Here is a 16,124-nt window from a genome sequence, read left to right as displayed (position 1 = left end):
AAAAGAATGGGAGAGAAGATTATGGAAGCAAAGAATTATCAACATTATATTCAAATTTTAAAGGAAGAATTAGTTCCTGCAATGGGATGTACTGAACCCATTGCATTAGCTTATTGTGCCAGTAAATGTCGTGATGTTTTAAATGATGAAATCATCAAAGTTCATGTGCAAGTTAGTGGAAATATTATTAAGAATGTTAAAAGTGTTGTTGTTCCTAATACGGGAGGACTGAAAGGAATTGCGTCAAGTATTGCAGCAGGGATTGTTGCCGGAAAAACAGAAAAAGTCTTAGAGGTGATTGCTGAAGTTAGTGAACAACAAAAACAAGAAATGCAAGAATGGTTACAACATATTCCTATAGATATTTCACCATTAGAGAGTGAATGTGCTTTAGATATATGTGTAGAACTGATTGGAAAAGAACATCAGGCAAAAGTACGCATTGCTGGTTTCCATACTAATATTGTTTTTATTGAAAGAGATCATGATGTTGTTTTTGAAATGGGAGTTGTTGCTTCAACAGACCAATCATTAACAGATCGCAGTTTATTAAATATTCATGATATTTATGAATTTGCGAATAATGTTGAACTCGATCAAGTCAAAGACCTTTTACAAAGACAGATTGATTATAATTTTGCAATAGCAACAGAAGGATTAAATCATCACTGGGGTGCCTGTGTTGGACAAACAATACTGAAAACATATGGTAATGATGTCAAATTTAAAGCAAAAGCTTATGCTGCGGCTGGTAGTGATGCCAGAATGAGTGGCTGTGAAATGCCAGTCATTATTAATTCAGGAAGTGGGAATCAAGGGATGACTGCATCTTTACCAGTCATTGTCTATGCCAGAGAATTCAAGAAAACAGAGGAAGAACTTTATCGTGCATTGATTGTATCCAATTTATGTACAATCCATCAAAAAACTGGGATTGGAAGACTATCTGCCTATTGTGGTGCTGTGAGTGCTGGTATTGGGGCTGGATGTGGCATTGCCTATTTGCTTGGTGGTGATTATGAAGACATCTGTCATACAATGGTTAATGGCTTAGCGATTGTATCAGGAATCATCTGTGATGGAGCTAAACCATCTTGTGCTGGGAAGATTGCTGCCAGTGTGGATGCAGGAATATTAGGATACTATATGTATAAAAATGGCTGTGAATTTAAAGATGGGGAAGGGCTTGTCTTAAAAGGTGTAGAAAATACAATTCGTAATATCGGTGAATTATCACGTGATGGAATGAAGGAAACAGATAAGGAAATTATTAAATTAATGTGTCGTTAAGTATGTAAAAAACTATCCTTTTTGAAAATGTAATTTCAATCAGGATAGTTTTTATATTATGATTCATCTTGAGATATTTTCAATATAGATGATATATGTGTAACTTTTAAAGCATGGAGTCTAAGTTTGAGAACAAGTATATATATAATCATAATACTTAATATCAATAATATCATGATGAAAGAAAAATCAATACCAAAGAGCGAAGCCAAAAGGCATTCTAAAACAGGAATCATGAAAAATATGAATAATATTTTGACTTGTTTAATCAAATACATATGCTTTAATAAAGATAAAGGAATCCCTAATGAATACATAATAGATAAATTTTTTTGATTCTTTTTCATGTTTTTAAAAACATCATAAAATAAGAAGCATAAGATCAAAAAGGCAATCAGAATTTCCACAATAATAAAGATATGATGATAGAAATGATTATCTTTTTGTTGGATAAGCCAATCTGTAAGGACACTATGATAAACTGAAAGAGTGCTTTGACTTGCATATTGTTCATATGCCTGTTCAATATCACCATCAATGATGATTTCATAAGATAAAGTTTCATCTGTTAATAAATCATATTGAGTAGGATATTTTAAAGAATAAGGTGTGTTTTTTAATGTATTGATTAAATAATCATACGAATAATATATTTGCATTTGATGAACATCTTTTTCTTCAATGATTTCTTTAATCATAAATGTGAGAGGATAGCTTTCTTCTTGTAGTTGATAAGATAATTCAATGGTTGAACCCACTTGTTGTTGCAGGGCATCAGCTAGTTGTTTATTGATAATGATTTCATTATCATGTATTCTAGAAGAATCTGGACAAGGATAAATATTAACTTTTTTGAGTTGATGATTGATTTCTATAGGTTGAAAAGGAATCAAGCGATGGTAATCATCTATATCTTGTAAAGAAGATCGATAATCTGTAATATAAAGACTTTGATAATTAAGAGCATCTTTACCATGTTCTGACATGAATAAAGAATGATCAATTTGCACACATACCATTTCTATTAAAACTAGACATGTGAGTATCAATGACATGATCATCATCTTTTTATGAAATATTTGATGAAAATAATGATGAATAGATTTTTGATGATATTGTAGTTGAGGTGGTATTGGAAGTTTATTGGTTGGTGATGATAAAAGACAATGCAGTTGATGGTCTTTGATTTCATAACAATAATCACAATAAGGTAACATCAGTTGTTGTTCATGAGAAGCCACAATCACGACACAGGTTGCTGATAGTTTTTTGAGTAAATCTAAAACGATTTTTTTATTTTCTATATCTAATGATTCCGTTGGTTCATCACAGATAATAACTTGTGGTTTTTGCATGAGGGCTCTTGCTATACCAACTCTTTGTTGTTGTCCTGCAGAAAGTTCGTGAGGGTAATGATCTTGAATTTCCTGCAAACCAAGTTGTGACATAATCGTATCCATAGACACATCTTCATGATAGATATCTTCTATCATTTTTAAGTTTTCATATACTGTCAGTTCGTCAATCAGTTCATAGGTCTGAAAAATACTCGTGATATGAATAGATGCATCTACAATTCTTTGACCACTCTCGATATCTTCATATCCAGCTAAAATATTTAATAAGGTTGATTTTCCACTTCCACTTTTTCCACATAAAAGATAAAATCCACAATTGGAAAAATCAAAAGAAAGATTTTGAAAAACAATATGATTTCCAAAAGATTTATTAATGTTTTGAAGTGCAAGTTGCATAAGCATTCATCCCTTCTATAAAAATAATGATAATAGCTGTGATCAAGAAAGTCAGGAGATAAGATACAAGGGGTGATGATGATACTAATGGATAACCTAATTGAACTGCAATGGTATTAAAGAAATGATAAAGAGTTGTAGAAAAGATTGTTTGTAATATAAAAACAATAAGTAAACTTAATGCAATGATGACACCATAAAGAATCAATGGTTGATAACCATAATGTTGATAAATAGAAGTTTCTTTTCGATAACGTTTTCTATCAAAGAATAATATTAAGATATAAATAGCTATCAAGACAATGAATCCACCACCAATAAGCCAATAGAAATATAGAGATTGATGATTTTCAACAGATGAATCATCAACTAAAATAGAATCTGTATAAACAACAAATTCGCTTTTTTGACTGTTTAATACTTGATTAATATTTTGAGCAATAGTTGTTTCATCTTCTTGAACATCACTAATAAAAGATATATAAAGATATTTCACTTTATCTTTATTGGTTATATGATGATGACTTAATAAGTTTTCCATTGTTCCTTCCTGTAAAAAAATCATATAATCATCTTGATTTTGGGCATAAGCAATACCTACAATTTGAAGTTCTTCAGATAGTCCTTTATTTAATTGTAAAACTTCATTCATACCAATCAGCTGTTCCATGCTTTCTAAATGTTTAGCTTTATAAAGTTCTAAGGCAAGATTTTGTGAAATCACAACCTCTTGATTATTTTCCATCATTCTTCCAGCTAATAAATTGATTTGACAATCTTTAAAGAGTTGATAATATTGCACATCAAATGAATAATCAGAAAAATTCACCGAATCAAGAACAGAAGAATCTTCTCCATCTTGAAATGTTTCAATATTTCGATAATCCATGTATAAAGGGATATCTTTAGGGAAAGATTGACCACTTTCCTTTTCATATGATTTGACATCATTTTCTAATATAGATAAACATGTTTGATAAAAATCTTTATTTTGATCTTCTGGTTTCATTGTTGATAAGGCTTCTTTGATATCATCAATATACATTTCTGGATAAAATACAGAATTAAAACTCACTTGTGCAGCCTGCCAGCCAAACTGATAACCAATAACGCCATTGACATTATTTCTAACAATTTGAATATCTTGGTCATCATATAAATCTCCAGTTTTTGAAGACATCTGATGATCACGGCTTTGAGTGATAATGAGATTATCACGTGTTTGCCATTTTCCATTTTGCTGAATCATCTGATCAAGAGAGGGGAATAAGGATATACCTACAAAAATAAAACATCCTATAAAAAAAGTAAATAATATTTTAACAAGTAAAGTCGCATATCTTGTTTGAATGATTTTGATAATAAGTGAAAAATGTTCTTTGATATGATGTAAAGAAATCTTCTTTTTCATGGTAATAGGCTCATCTTGAATCTCTTGATATTCTTCAATGACACCTTTTCCCATGCGAATAACATGCCCTACATATTCATCTATCAAAGCTAATTCATGAGTGACTATAATAACACTTTTCTTGTGTGAAATTTCTTGTAATAAATCCATCACAAGATGACTGTTTTGATAGTCCAGTGCTGATGTAGGCTCATCACAAATAAGATAATCACAATCAACTAATAGTGAACGTATGATTTGAATTCTTTTTTTCTGACCTACAGATAACTTTTTCACTTTGGAATGTATAAAATCATTTAATTCAAAATGTTCCAACATTTCCATGATTTTATTTTGATCATTGATAACCAATAACAAATTATCCAAGACACTCATATTTTCTATTAAATGAATATTTTGTTCAACACATTCTACAAGACCACTATTTTCGACTTGTCCATCATAATCCTTATCTTTACCAGATATGATATTCAATAATGTTGTTTTGCCACATCCACTAGGTCCTATGATATAAGTTAAACCTTGATTAGCAATTGTTAAGTTGATATCTTTTAAGGCATGAATATCATTGTTTTTATTATGATATACTTTATGAATATGTGATAGTTTCATTGATTTCACCACCTGTATATATTATTCTAAAACTTCTTTTCTTATTTATATCATATATTTTTTTTAAGGAATAGGCAATATAAGCATAATAAAATACACTTTTTTGCATGAAAGGAAAGATTAAAAATCTTTATTTAATGTTTTTAGTAAGATATTCTTGATAAAGTGTTTTTCAGACTTGATTTTTTATGCAGAGTTTATTGTTATTTCTTGTGGTTTAAGGTATGATGAAAGAAGATAATAGTGATTTAAAAAAATCATATTTTATAAAAGCATAAGAGAAAGACGAGCGTAAATTTCATTTTCTATTTATGAAGTAGAGAATGAAGATGGGAGTGTGGCTTTTTAATAATACAGGAGAGGATGGGGTTATATGAAAAGAGTGCTCAAAAAGGGAAAGTTATGGTTTTTTTGTCTTATAATGATTATCTTCATTTCTATAATATGGCTATTTTTTTCTTATCATAAACAGATCAATGTGGTAAAACATATTCCTGATTATTCATCTGTAAAAGTCGTAGGAGATTATTTAGATAATGCTGATCTTATCAAGGCACCTTATATTCTTGAAGGAACAGTTACAGATATAAGTCCTTCGTTTGAATATGAAGGCGTTTCCTTTGTTAAAATCACATTTCATATGACGGATATATTATATTCTCAATCTGAATTAAAAGACAGTATCACTATTTTAAGGGAACAAGACATGTTTACACCACTTGAAATCAATCACCAATATATACTTTATCTTTATGATTATAAAGGACCTGTTGCTTCTCAAGTGAAGATGATTTGTGGTGGAAATTTAGGTGCATATGAAATTGTAAAAGGAGAAGCTCATGATACAAGTCAAACATTAGAAGAGTAAAAACAAAATATAAAAGAAGCTTTAAAACAATAAAGACTAAAGAGTGATCAAGGAGAGATAAGTGTGAAAATAAAGAAAATAATACCGGTTATATTAGTAGGAATGATTGTTGTTATGATATTTGTTAATTTTATGGGTAGAAATGAAAAAATGAATGAAAAACCTCTTTCTATTGGAACAGAATATGGAGTTCAAGTCAATGATAAACAACTCTATACTTTGACTATTGATCATATATCAAAAGTACAAACTTATTTAAATCATGAGATCGTGATTATCGATTTGACCTATCAAAATAATCATATTGAAGAAAATTTTATAATTGATCATAAGAATTTTGATGTTATCGATGATGCGGACCAGACAATAGAATATATTGATTGTTCATTGATTCATAATAAACCTAAAGTCATAAAGAAAAATCAAACCTATTCAGCTCAAATTGCATATTCTATTCATAAAAATACAAAGGATCTTTTTTTAAAATTCCATACACCTTATACAGATGATATAGCATTATTTCAACTTCCAGTATATAGATGATGAAATTATAGATGCGAAGAATGTTTATAAATATGATTTGATTTAACTCTAGGATTATTGAGAAAATTATAGAAAAAGCTGAACGAATTCATATATCGTTACAGCTTTTTTGTAGAAATGAATGTGGATGGAAAGAGTTCATAAAAGATGGCTGAATGCATCTGTCCTTGTGGATCTTGCCAATAGTCATGTTGAATATCATAAATTTGAAAACCGAGTGTTTCATAAACATGTTGGGCACGTTTGTTAGAAAGATCAGTGCTTAAAATAATACGTTTATATCCTTTAGAAAATAAATATGATATAAGAAGTTTTAAAGCTTGTTTTCCTAAACCGTGATTTTGTAGATTCAAAACACAAATTTTAATACCAATTTCTACACAATGAGAACTATGAGAAAAATAGCACATTTCACCAATGGGTTGATGTTGATATTCAATGATGAGTCTTTTTTTATTATCAGTTATTAATTGTTGTATAACTTCTTCAACAGAAGTGTGAATACCATGAGGAAAACCAGCATGTGCCATGATTTTTCCATCATTCCACCAAGTTGTTAAAAGTGTGGCATCGTGTTGAGTTGCCCTGCGAATAAGAATATCTTTGTTGCTTATTTGCATTATTGATTGTCCTCAAAGCGTTTCATTAATTCTTGTGCCTGTGCGTATTGATGATAAGGAACATAAAAATGATAGTTTTCAAGATATGGTCCGACTTTTAATGATAAGCCACTTCCCATTTCCTGAATACATTCATAAACAATATGATGTTGTTCCAGTGTTTCTTTAATTGCTTCACACCAGATAGCTGATTGAGTGATTAAAAAACAATAATCATCATCATGAACTTCTCTCAAGGCAGTTGAGTAGCAATAAGGGCATTTTTCTTGATTGGTTAGATGATAACAATTTTCACAATAGTTCATAAATCTATATCTCCTTTTCATCATTATAACATACATATAGAAAATAAAAAAAATCATCTTTGCTAAAAAAGATGATCAATCCTATTTATTTTTTTCTTCTTCTATTTTTTCTTGATGATAAAAGTCCTTCTGTTTTTTCCCTATAATTCATAAAAGAACCTAAATCATAAACATCATAACCTTGTTTCATAAGTTTTCTACATGCTTTTTCACTAAAAACTTTATTGACAGCATAAAAATAATATTTCATGTTTTGATCTGGGTAAGTTTCTTTAAACTTATCTAATAAACGAAATGGAAAACATTGAGCATCAGCAATATGTAAATCATCATAATCTTTAATCTCATCTAAACATATAATTGTGATTTGTTCAGGATGTTTTAAATAACGACGATAACCTTCATTAATATCTAAACTTTTAATTATTTCTTTCTTTTTAAAACCAAACATTTTATTTCCTCCAATACTTATCTATAATATCACTATTTCTTTCTTTTTTCTATTGCTTTTCTATATTTTATGTGTTATTATAACCAAGCAGTAACAATTGGCCTGTTGGAGAAACGGTTAACTCACATGCCTTTCACGCATGCATTCACGGGTTCGAATCCCGTACAGGTCACCAAATAGGGGTGTGGTTCAATGGTAGAGCATCGGTCTCCAAAACCGTGGACGCGGGTTCGATTCCTGCCACCCCTGCCATTCAAAAGTGAGTCGAGGCATCGACTTTTTTTCTTTATATCGTTTGCAGGGGAACCTGCTTTTTTTATTTTATGATATATTTTTTCTTTAATTTCTTATCCAATACTATATAAACAATAGAAGATATTATTAAACCTATAATTAATGATAAAATCCATAAAGAAGTCCAATTTCTATAAAGACAATAAAACATAACTTCCATGAAAAAGAGAAGAACACAAAAGAAATAGTTTAAATTTTTTGTATCTTCTTTCCAATATTTTTCTTTATCAATTGGATTTAATGTTTCATAAAATTCATATCCATTATCCCATTCTCTTACTATTTGAAGATGTGAATTTTTGATTTTATTTGTGAAAAACCAAAAGATAAAATAGATTAGATGAACACTAATGATGACAAAAATAATATTTTCCATATTGATTCTCCTTTATAAAAATACAATAATGTATTATAGGCTACATTATTATATAATGAAGTCAGTTCCATAACAAGAATATGTCGTTTAAATAATCTAAGATAAAATGTGAGTTAATGATTTGAAGGAGGTAGTATTCCATGACGACTAAAGGATTTGGATATTGTGCTTTAGCTTGTGATTACTGTCAAGATAATCAGGAGTGCGTGGGCTGTAAACAAGGTGGGTGTCCAGAAAAGGAAACATGTAAGAATTATCAATGTTGTACAACTCAAAATTATCAATATTGTTTTGAATGCCCTGATTTTCCATGTGAGGATAGTCTTTTACATAAGTTAAGAATCAGAACATTCTGTCGTTATATTCAACAATATGGGGAAGATGAACTTGCAAGAAAACTAAAAGAAAATAGTGATAAAGGAATCCAATATCACTATAAAAATCAACATGTTGGTGATTATGATGCATTTGATACAGAAGAAGAAATTATTCAGTTTATTCAAAGTGGGATTAAATAATGAATAATTCCATATTATTTTTTGAAAAGTTTTTGAATAAGATTCCAACCTAGTGAATCTTTTTTCTTTGGTTCACTTTTTTGACAATAGCTTAAAAATGACTTGCGTGGATTATCAAGATGATATTGTTTTGCCCAATCTTTAAAATGAAGATTGATATAATTATTTAAAACAACGGAATCTCTTTTATCATGATAAAGTGTCACTAAGTGAAGGGGATCATTGATAAGAATATGGTTGTTCATAAAATAATCAAACATATCACAAACCAGATTATTATTAAGAATAGAAAATGAATAGGTTGTCTTTTGTTGTAAGAATATCTAAATCAATAAAATATTGAAAATACATACCAGCCATCCCAAATGCACCAGCACCTGCATGGAGAATGCCATTGGTACTATACATAGAAATTTGAATTTCTTTGATGTCTGATAATTCAATAAGAATTTCATTATATTGGATATATCCATCATTGCAATAGAGTGTATCATAGCCTTTCCATTGGTCAATATCTTGCTTATAAAAGGATACCTTGACTTCCCTTCTTTTCATATAGTCATGAATTCTTTGATTAAGTTCTTCCAACCTTTTTTGTGAATCATGGATAAAATCTTGTTTTTGTTGTAAAGCCTCTCTTATAGATAATTGATTGTTTAAAATCAGTTTGATTTCATCAATAGAGATTTCCATAGAACGCAATAATAAAATGAGTTTTATAATATCAATGTCTTTTTGTGTATAATCACGATAACGATTATTTAAACGTTGTGGGAGGATAAGTCCTTCTTTTTCATAATAAATGAGTGCCTGTTTTGTGACACCAAGCATATCTTCAACTTCATGTGTTTTCATGTTTCTTCTTCCTTTCTTAGCTATATCTTACACTATATGCTAAGAATACAGTCAAGCATTTTGTTATTCAACATTGAAATTTTTTAATAAATGAGTTATGACAGACTGGTTCTACTATACAATTCTTGATGAGTACACTTTGTTTCGTGTTTTTATTTTGTTTTGATCTATGTTAAGATGGAAGTGATATAAAAAACTATAGAAGACTTAACTTGATAAAGGAGGATTGTTTTATGGCATCCTTATTGCAGAATACATATAATACATGTTATCTATTATCACATGATATACCATTGATAAGAAGTGATGTTCCCATGAAAATGACAGAAGATGAAAAACAGTGGCTTATTCATCAAAATATCTATACCATTTTTGATTTGCGTAGTGAAAAGGAATATGCCATGTTGCCAAGTGCTTTTGAAGGAGATTCAAGATTTATGTTATATCACACACCTATAACAGGAGCCAATACGATTCCTAGTGCCCCAGAAGAAGTGAGTATTTCTTATGTATCTATGGTTGATTCTACAATGATCAATATTATTTATCAAATATGTCACGCTTCTTCAGGCGTTTTTTATTTTTGCTCAGCAGGAAAAGATCGTACAGGTGTGGTATCTGCTTTACTTTTGCTTTGTCTAGGTGTCAGTCATCAACCAATTATTGAAGATTATATGAAATCAAAAGAAAATCTGCAATTGTTATTGGAAGATTATGCTCGAAATTCAAATGTTTCTATTGATGTGATCATGCCAAGAGAAGAATATATGGAGTGCTTTTTAAATAGTCAGAAAATCAAAAATATAGTCAATAAATTTTTAAAATGAAAGTTATATTTTTTTAAATTTTCCATATCTTTATGTTATAATATAAATATAGGTAAAGGAGGAATCATATATGGCTCAAAATTTAAAATTTACGGTTACAGATCCAGTTGGACTTTATGCAACTCCTACGACAGAATTAGTAAATACTGTCAAACAGTTTTATTGTCATGTGACATTAAATTATGGAAATAAAAGTGTCAATTTGAAAAGTATGATGGGGGTTTTATCTTTAGGAATTCCAACCAAAGCTCAAGTAGAAATTGTGACTGAGGGAGAAGATGAAAAGAAAGCCATTGAAGTGATTAAAGATAAAATCAATGAATTAGGAATTTCTACAATTGAATAAGGTGATAAGGTATTCTATGAAGGATACCTTTTTTATTGGGGTAATCATACAAATAATTTGAGAATCATTGTTAGATATGAGATACTTATAAAAAGGAGGTTGTTTCATGATTCAATATATTAGAAAAAGAGATGGACGAATGGATCAATTCGATGTTAATAAAATTGCAGGAGCCATTTATAAGGCTTTTCAGGCTACAGAAGCAAAATATGGATTGGATGCAGCTATTGACTTGGCTCATGTTGTAGAACATAAATTAGAAGAACGTCATACTGAATTACCTACAGTGGAATTGGTACAAGATACGGTAGAAGAAACCTTAATTGAAAAAGGTTATGTACGCATTGCGAAAGCTTATATTTTGTATCGTGCTGAGCGTACACGTTCAAGAGATCGTAAATCACGCTTGATGAAAACATTAGAAGAAATTACTTTTCAAGATGCTAAGGATAGTGACTTAAAACGAGAAAATGCGAATGTGAATGCTGATGCTCCAATGGGGACAATGTTGAAATATGGTGCAGAAGCAGCTAAACAGTTTAATGAAATGTTTGTCCTGAATCCTTTACATAGTGCTGCTCATCGTTCTGGTGACATTCATATTCATGATATGGATTTTTTAACCCTAACAACAACATGTACACAAATTGATATTATAGATTTGTTTCATGGTGGTTTTTCAACGGGTCATGGTGTTTTACGTGAGCCTAATAGTATTACGACTTATTCAGCTTTGACATGTATTGCGATTCAATCGAATCAAAATGATCAACATGGTGGACAGGCGATTGTCAATTTTGATTATGGGATGGCTGAAGGTGTGAAAAAGTCTTATGTGAAATGGTATTTGAAAGCTATCAAAGGAGCTTTGAAATTATTGATTGATAATCAGGATGAACTTATACAAGAGTTACAATCTTTATCTGTTCAACCATCTTTAAGTGATGAAAGTTATTTTGAAGTTGAAAAAGATATTTTTTGTAAGCATGGAATCACTTTAGATGTTGTAGAACGTATACAAAAGTATGCCAGAGAACAGGCTTATCAAGATACGAATCAAGAAACTTATCAGGCAATGGAAGCCTTGATTCATAATTTAAATACAATGAATTCTCGAGCGGGAGCACAAGTGCCTTTTAGCTCATTGAATTATGGAATGGATACATCTGTTGAAGGGCGTATGGCTATTCGTAATGTTTTACTGGCAACGGAAGCAGGATTAGGTCATGGAGAAACACCAATCTTTCCGATTCAGATTTTTAGAGTCAAAGAAGGTATTAATTATCAAAAAGGGGAACCTAACTATGATTTATTCCAGTTAGCTTGTCGTGTTTCAGCCAAAAGACTCTTTCCTAATTTTTCATTTGTGGATGCTTCGTTTAATAAACAGTATTATAAAGGAACACCTGAAACAGAAATTGCCTATATGGGATGTCGTACGCGTGTAATGGGAAATGTCTATGATCCCACACGTGAAATCTCACCAAGACGAGGAAATTTGAGCTTTACTTCTATTAATTTACCACGACTTGCCATTAAGTCAAAAGGTGATATTGATGAATTTTTTATAAAACTTGATCAATTGATTGATTTGTGTATTGATCAGTTATTAGAAAGATTTGAAATACAATGTAAACGTAAAGTCATGAATTATCCATTTTTAATGGGACAGGGTGTCTGGCTGGATTCTGAAAAATTAAAACCAACCGATGAAGTCAGAGAAGTTTTAAAACATGGAACATTAACAATTGGTTTTATTGGTTTAGCTGAAACATTAAAATCACTGATTGGTTATCATCATGGAGAAAGTGAAAAAGCTCAAATTCTTGGTTTGCAGATTGTTGCCCATATGCGCCGTCGTGTAGATGAAGCAGCTCAAAAATATCATTTGAATTTTTCTTTAATTGCGACTCCAGCCGAAGGATTATCTGGACGTTTTGTCAAATTAGATAGAAAGATTTATGGGAAAATTGAAGGAGTGACGGATCGTGAATATTATACAAATAGTTTTCATGTTCCCGTATATTATCCTATCAGTGCTTTTGAAAAGATTAAGATTGAAGGACCTTATCATGCTTTAACAAATGGTGGACATATCAGCTATATTGAAATGGATGGAGATCCTACCAAAAATTTACCAGCTTTTGAAAAAATAGTCAGAGCGATGCATGATGCCAATATGGGTTATGGAGCTATAAATCATCCTGTTGATCGTGATCCGGTCTGTGGCTATAATGGAATTATTAATGATGTCTGTCCAAAATGTGGACGTCATGAAACACCATATGAAGGTTTTGAAAGAATTCGTCGTATTACGGGTTATTTAGTTGGAACATTGGAACGTTTTAATGACGCTAAAAAAGCTGAAGAAAAGGATCGTGTCAAACATGACATCAACAAAGATTAGATTATATGGTGTTGTGAATGATTCTATTGTAGATGGACCGGGATTACGCTATACTATCTTTACACAAGGATGTCCACATCATTGTCAAGGTTGCCATAATCCTGAAAGCTGGGATGAAAATGGAGGCTATTTAGAAGATATTGATCATATTATAGCGGATATCATGAAAAATCCACTTTTAGATGGGATCACTCTCTCTGGTGGAGAACCTTTTCTTCAATGTCAACCTTTAATTGCTTTATTAAATCAGATAAAAAAGCAGACACATTTACATATCATGATTTATAGTGGTTATACTTATGAAGAAATTTTTACATTAGGCAAAGAAGCTATTGAGCTCCTTTGTCTATGTGATACTTTAGTCGATGGACGTTTTGTTTTATCTTTAAGAAGTTTAGAATTAATTTATAAAGGTTCATCTAATCAAAGAATCATTGATGTTCAAAAGAGTTTACAATATCATTGTCTTTATGAACAGAAAGTGAATGAATATGGAGAGTTTGTTGATTAAACAAATTCTTTTCTTTATCTATAAGTTTATTTTCGATATAATATAAAAAGTAAAGGAGGGAAACGATGAAGCCTTTATTATGTTTTGATGTTGATGGAACATTAAGGGATAATGTCAACCATCAAGTGTGTTTATCTACCCAAAAAACACTGCAATTATTAAAGAAAAAAGGTTATCATATGATTATTTCTTCAGGACGTGGGTTAGATTCATTAACAAAAACAGGACTCATGGATATGTTTGAATGGGATGGTTTTGTCTGTAATAATGGACAGCGTGTTTTAGATGCCAACAAACATGAAATCTTTCATGCTTTGATGGACCCTCAGGCTGTTTTAGATGTTTTAGATATTGCTGAAAAATATCATTATGCAGTGACTTTAAAATCAACGCAACGTGTCATTACCAAAGAACCCGATGCTTATGTATTGCAGACACAACAATATTTTCAAAATCAGATTCCACCAGTAGGAACTTATCATGGACAGGATGTTGAAGCAATGATTGTTTATGGACCACTGGGATATGATTATGCCCCTTTTCAAAAAGTCAAAGGTGTTCATGTTTTACCGGGAGAATCAACTTATGCGGATATAACCATTGCCGGATTGTCTAAAGCCACTGGAATTCAAAAATTAATGCATTTATTGAATTTGGATGAATATATTGCTTTTGGAGATTCGTTAAATGATGTTGATATGTTTCAACACGCCAGTCAAAGTGTTGCGATGGGACAGGGTAATGAACAGTTGAAATCAATAGCAACATTCATTACAAAACCGATTGATGAAGATGGTATTTATTATGCTTGTCTTCAACTAGGATTGATTGAGGAAGGAGAATATGAATGACAAAAGAAGAAGCAATTCAAAAAGCTCATGCTATGAGTGCTTATATAGAAAGTGAACAGGCTGATGAAAAGACTCATGATTTTGATGATTTCTGGCAAAGTCTTTATGATATATGCCAACTGGCAACTTACGGGATTGTGGAATTAACACAGGAAGAAATTAATGAAGCAATCAACTGGCTTAAAGATACGCAAATGCTGACAAAGCAGTATCAGGAAACAGAAATTTATTTTTCATAAGGAGGACGTTATATGAAAGTTGTTGATATGCATTGTGATACTATTTCAGCTATCCATCTTCAACAAAAAGACGGACAGTCTATTTCTTTAAAGCATAATGATTTGCATCTGAGTCTAGAGAAAATGCAAAAAGGTAATTATTTATTACAGAATTTTGCGATGTTTACACCATTAAATATGAATGATGATGCCTGGCAATATGCTCATGATCTGATTGATACATTTTATCATGAAGTTAATCAATATCCAGATTTAATAGGTGTTGTGAAAAACTATCAGGATATTCAAGACAATATCCAAAAACAGCGTATGAGTGCTTTATTGACATTAGAAGAAGGAGCTGTTGTACGTAACCAGATTCAGCATCTCCAGCACTATTATGATTTAGGTGTGCGTATGATTACATTAACATGGAACTTTTCAAATGGAATAGGTTATCCTAATTTTTCTATGGATGATCCTAATCATGGATATCATACATGTGACGATGTTCATGGCTTGACAGAGTTTGGAAAAGCTTATGTTCAAGAATGTGAACGTTTAGGCATCATCATTGATGTTTCTCATTTGAGTGATGCAGGATTTGAAGATGTGTTCCGATACACAACCAAACCTTTTGTCGCTTCACATTCTAATGCCCGTCATGTTTGCCCACATGCGCGTAATTTAACGGATGAAATGATTTTAAAATTAGCCAGTCGTGGTGGGGTCATGGGAATTAATTATGCTGCCGACTTTTTACATGAAAACAATGAAGAACATGCTGTATCAAAGATTGAAGATATTGTCAAACATATCCTTTATATTAAAAATCTGGCAGGTATTGATTGTATTGGATTAGGAAGCGATTTTGATGGTATTCCACCTTATCTGGAATTGCAGGATGCTTCTTATTTGCCAATGTTAGAAAAAGCTTTAAAGGAAGCAGGATTATCAACAGAAGATATTGAAAAGATTTTTTATAAGAATGTCTTAAGAGTTTATCAAAATGTTTTATGATAAGAAAAAGCAGATGGGTGGGAGCCTCATCTGCTTTTTTTGATATC

General features: G+C 31.0%; 19 protein-coding genes and 2 tRNA genes. 13 read left to right on the top strand and 8 right to left on the bottom strand.

Translation table 11 applies throughout. From position 1 onward, the window contains the following. Positions 1–21: 21 nt before the first annotated feature. A complete protein-coding gene (locus KEC48_RS06080) occupies positions 22–1,290 on the top strand; it encodes an L-serine ammonia-lyase, iron-sulfur-dependent, subunit alpha (protein WP_211964907.1) in 1,269 nt (422 codons plus the stop codon). Between the two features lie 56 nt (positions 1,291–1,346). On the opposite strand, the gene KEC48_RS06075 is transcribed toward KEC48_RS06080, so the two are convergent. After that, positions 1,347–3,050, bottom strand: coding sequence for an ATP-binding cassette domain-containing protein (locus tag KEC48_RS06075; protein WP_211964906.1), 1,704 nt, complete (start codon positions 3,048–3,050; stop codon positions 1,347–1,349). Next, on the bottom strand, positions 3,019–5,067 hold the full coding sequence (locus KEC48_RS06070) for an ABC transporter ATP-binding protein (protein WP_211964905.1): 2,049 nt from the start codon (positions 5,065–5,067) through the stop codon (positions 3,019–3,021). Before KEC48_RS06070 ends, KEC48_RS06075 begins: the two co-directional genes overlap by 32 nt. Before the next feature lie 421 nt (positions 5,068–5,488). Between KEC48_RS06070 and KEC48_RS06065 the strand changes: the two genes are divergently transcribed. Together KEC48_RS06065 and KEC48_RS06060 are read left to right on the top strand one after the other, a co-directional pair. Then, positions 5,489–5,935 (top strand): hypothetical protein, encoded by a 447-nt coding sequence (locus KEC48_RS06065; protein ID WP_211964904.1) that lies wholly within the window; start codon positions 5,489–5,491, stop codon positions 5,933–5,935. Positions 5,936–5,998: 63 nt separating this feature from the next. Next, positions 5,999–6,478 (top strand): hypothetical protein, encoded by a 480-nt coding sequence (locus KEC48_RS06060; RefSeq protein ID WP_087358203.1) that lies wholly within the window; start codon positions 5,999–6,001, stop codon positions 6,476–6,478. Between the two features lie 98 nt (positions 6,479–6,576). Here the strand turns inward: KEC48_RS06060 and KEC48_RS06055 are convergent, their stop codons facing one another. From KEC48_RS06055 to KEC48_RS06045, 3 genes are all read right to left on the bottom strand, one after another. After that, entirely contained in the window at positions 6,577–7,098 is a 522-nt protein-coding gene (locus tag KEC48_RS06055) for a GNAT family protein (protein ID WP_087358202.1), read from the bottom strand. After that, positions 7,098–7,403 (bottom strand): hypothetical protein, encoded by a 306-nt coding sequence (locus tag KEC48_RS06050; RefSeq protein WP_211964902.1) that lies wholly within the window; start codon positions 7,401–7,403, stop codon positions 7,098–7,100. The genes KEC48_RS06055 and KEC48_RS06050 overlap by 1 nt, the downstream gene beginning before the upstream one ends. Positions 7,404–7,488: 85 nt before the next feature. Then, positions 7,489–7,854, bottom strand: coding sequence for a hypothetical protein (locus KEC48_RS06045; RefSeq protein WP_087358200.1), 366 nt, complete (start codon positions 7,852–7,854; stop codon positions 7,489–7,491). A gap of 99 nt (positions 7,855–7,953) precedes the next feature. Between KEC48_RS06045 and KEC48_RS06040 the strand changes: the two genes are divergently transcribed. Together KEC48_RS06040 and KEC48_RS06035 are read left to right on the top strand one after the other, a co-directional pair. Beyond that, positions 7,954–8,029 (top strand) — tRNA-Glu (locus KEC48_RS06040). 3 nt (positions 8,030–8,032) lie between these two features. After that, positions 8,033–8,106: transfer RNA gene (locus KEC48_RS06035), tRNA-Trp, on the top strand. A gap of 64 nt (positions 8,107–8,170) precedes the next feature. On the opposite strand, the gene KEC48_RS06030 is transcribed toward KEC48_RS06035, so the two are convergent. Beyond that, positions 8,171–8,524: a hypothetical protein gene (locus tag KEC48_RS06030; RefSeq protein ID WP_211964900.1), complete on the bottom strand. Its 354-nt coding sequence runs from the start codon at positions 8,522–8,524 to the stop codon at positions 8,171–8,173. Between the two features lie 140 nt (positions 8,525–8,664). On the opposite strand from KEC48_RS06030, the gene KEC48_RS06025 reads away from it, so the two are divergent. Next, positions 8,665–9,042 carry a DUF3795 domain-containing protein gene (locus KEC48_RS06025; protein WP_211964898.1) on the top strand — a complete coding sequence of 126 codons (378 nt, stop codon included), beginning with the start codon at positions 8,665–8,667 and terminating at the stop codon, positions 9,040–9,042. A gap of 14 nt (positions 9,043–9,056) precedes the next feature. On the opposite strand, the gene KEC48_RS06020 is transcribed toward KEC48_RS06025, so the two are convergent. Together KEC48_RS06020 and KEC48_RS06015 are read right to left on the bottom strand one after the other, a co-directional pair. Continuing rightward, the gene (locus tag KEC48_RS06020) at positions 9,057–9,302 is read right to left on the bottom strand and encodes a hypothetical protein (RefSeq protein WP_211964896.1); all 246 of its coding nucleotides are present in this window, start codon (positions 9,300–9,302) and stop codon (positions 9,057–9,059) included. Positions 9,303–9,321: 19 nt separating this feature from the next. Further along, positions 9,322–9,897 carry a MerR family transcriptional regulator gene (locus KEC48_RS06015; protein WP_211964894.1) on the bottom strand — a complete coding sequence of 192 codons (576 nt, stop codon included), beginning with the start codon at positions 9,895–9,897 and terminating at the stop codon, positions 9,322–9,324. Positions 9,898–10,130: 233 nt separating this feature from the next. Here KEC48_RS06015 and KEC48_RS06010 point away from each other — a divergent pair, with 233 nt between their 5' ends. The 7 genes from KEC48_RS06010 (at position 10,131) to KEC48_RS05980 (ending at position 16,077) form a co-directional block, all read left to right on the top strand. Then, a complete protein-coding gene (locus KEC48_RS06010; RefSeq protein ID WP_211964892.1) occupies positions 10,131–10,724 on the top strand; it encodes a tyrosine-protein phosphatase in 594 nt (197 codons plus the stop codon). A 70-nt stretch (positions 10,725–10,794) separates the two neighbouring features. Beyond that, on the top strand, positions 10,795–11,070 hold the full coding sequence (locus KEC48_RS06005) for an HPr family phosphocarrier protein (RefSeq protein WP_211964890.1): 276 nt from the start codon (positions 10,795–10,797) through the stop codon (positions 11,068–11,070). A gap of 106 nt (positions 11,071–11,176) precedes the next feature. Beyond that, on the top strand, positions 11,177–13,477 hold the full coding sequence (locus KEC48_RS06000) for an anaerobic ribonucleoside triphosphate reductase (RefSeq protein WP_211964888.1): 2,301 nt from the start codon (positions 11,177–11,179) through the stop codon (positions 13,475–13,477). Then, positions 13,458–13,988 carry an anaerobic ribonucleoside-triphosphate reductase activating protein gene (gene nrdG, locus KEC48_RS05995; protein WP_211964887.1) on the top strand — a complete coding sequence of 177 codons (531 nt, stop codon included), beginning with the start codon at positions 13,458–13,460 and terminating at the stop codon, positions 13,986–13,988. Before KEC48_RS06000 ends, nrdG begins: the two co-directional genes overlap by 20 nt. A gap of 65 nt (positions 13,989–14,053) precedes the next feature. Further along, on the top strand, positions 14,054–14,839 hold the full coding sequence (locus KEC48_RS05990; protein WP_087358192.1) for a Cof-type HAD-IIB family hydrolase: 786 nt from the start codon (positions 14,054–14,056) through the stop codon (positions 14,837–14,839). After that, positions 14,836–15,078, top strand: coding sequence for a hypothetical protein (locus KEC48_RS05985; protein ID WP_211964886.1), 243 nt, complete (start codon positions 14,836–14,838; stop codon positions 15,076–15,078). Before KEC48_RS05990 ends, KEC48_RS05985 begins: the two co-directional genes overlap by 4 nt. Positions 15,079–15,090: 12 nt before the next feature. Continuing rightward, on the top strand, positions 15,091–16,077 hold the full coding sequence (locus KEC48_RS05980; protein WP_211964885.1) for a dipeptidase: 987 nt from the start codon (positions 15,091–15,093) through the stop codon (positions 16,075–16,077). The last annotated feature ends 47 nt before the right edge of the window (positions 16,078–16,124 follow it).

The sequence above is a fragment of the Clostridium sp. C1 genome, from assembly GCF_018223625.1.
In the GTDB taxonomy this organism is placed as follows: Bacteria; Bacillota_I; Bacilli_A; order Erysipelotrichales; family Coprobacillaceae; genus Allocoprobacillus.
The sequence above is the reverse complement of the archived record's forward strand: the minus strand, read 5'-3'. Positions and strand labels throughout refer to the sequence as shown.

What these genes read in the sequence shown, in the direction of transcription:
- KEC48_RS06080 (WP_211964907.1), top strand. Translation starts at nt 22, where the DNA reads ATGGAAGCAAAGAATTATCAACATTATATTCAAATTTTAAAGGAAGAA.
- KEC48_RS06075 (WP_211964906.1), bottom strand. Translation starts at nt 3,050, where the DNA reads ATGCTTATGCAACTTGCACTTCAAAACATTAATAAATCTTTTGGAAAT.
- KEC48_RS06070 (WP_211964905.1), bottom strand. Translation starts at nt 5,067, where the DNA reads ATGAAACTATCACATATTCATAAAGTATATCATAATAAAAACAATGAT.
- KEC48_RS06065 (WP_211964904.1), top strand. Translation starts at nt 5,489, where the DNA reads ATGATTATCTTCATTTCTATAATATGGCTATTTTTTTCTTATCATAAA.
- KEC48_RS06055 (WP_087358202.1), bottom strand. Translation starts at nt 7,098, where the DNA reads ATGCAAATAAGCAACAAAGATATTCTTATTCGCAGGGCAACTCAACAC.
- KEC48_RS06050 (WP_211964902.1), bottom strand. Translation starts at nt 7,403, where the DNA reads ATGAACTATTGTGAAAATTGTTATCATCTAACCAATCAAGAAAAATGC.
- KEC48_RS06045 (WP_087358200.1), bottom strand. Translation starts at nt 7,854, where the DNA reads ATGTTTGGTTTTAAAAAGAAAGAAATAATTAAAAGTTTAGATATTAAT.
- KEC48_RS06030 (WP_211964900.1), bottom strand. Translation starts at nt 8,524, where the DNA reads ATGGAAAATATTATTTTTGTCATCATTAGTGTTCATCTAATCTATTTT.
- KEC48_RS06025 (WP_211964898.1), top strand. Translation starts at nt 8,665, where the DNA reads ATGACGACTAAAGGATTTGGATATTGTGCTTTAGCTTGTGATTACTGT.
- KEC48_RS06020 (WP_211964896.1), bottom strand. Translation starts at nt 9,302, where the DNA reads ATGTTTGATTATTTTATGAACAACCATATTCTTATCAATGATCCCCTT.
- KEC48_RS06015 (WP_211964894.1), bottom strand. Translation starts at nt 9,897, where the DNA reads ATGAAAACACATGAAGTTGAAGATATGCTTGGTGTCACAAAACAGGCA.
- KEC48_RS06010 (WP_211964892.1), top strand. Translation starts at nt 10,131, where the DNA reads ATGGCATCCTTATTGCAGAATACATATAATACATGTTATCTATTATCA.
- KEC48_RS06005 (WP_211964890.1), top strand. Translation starts at nt 10,795, where the DNA reads ATGGCTCAAAATTTAAAATTTACGGTTACAGATCCAGTTGGACTTTAT.
- KEC48_RS06000 (WP_211964888.1), top strand. Translation starts at nt 11,177, where the DNA reads ATGATTCAATATATTAGAAAAAGAGATGGACGAATGGATCAATTCGAT.
- nrdG (WP_211964887.1), top strand. Translation starts at nt 13,458, where the DNA reads ATGACATCAACAAAGATTAGATTATATGGTGTTGTGAATGATTCTATT.
- KEC48_RS05990 (WP_087358192.1), top strand. Translation starts at nt 14,054, where the DNA reads ATGAAGCCTTTATTATGTTTTGATGTTGATGGAACATTAAGGGATAAT.
- KEC48_RS05985 (WP_211964886.1), top strand. Translation starts at nt 14,836, where the DNA reads ATGACAAAAGAAGAAGCAATTCAAAAAGCTCATGCTATGAGTGCTTAT.
- KEC48_RS05980 (WP_211964885.1), top strand. Translation starts at nt 15,091, where the DNA reads ATGAAAGTTGTTGATATGCATTGTGATACTATTTCAGCTATCCATCTT.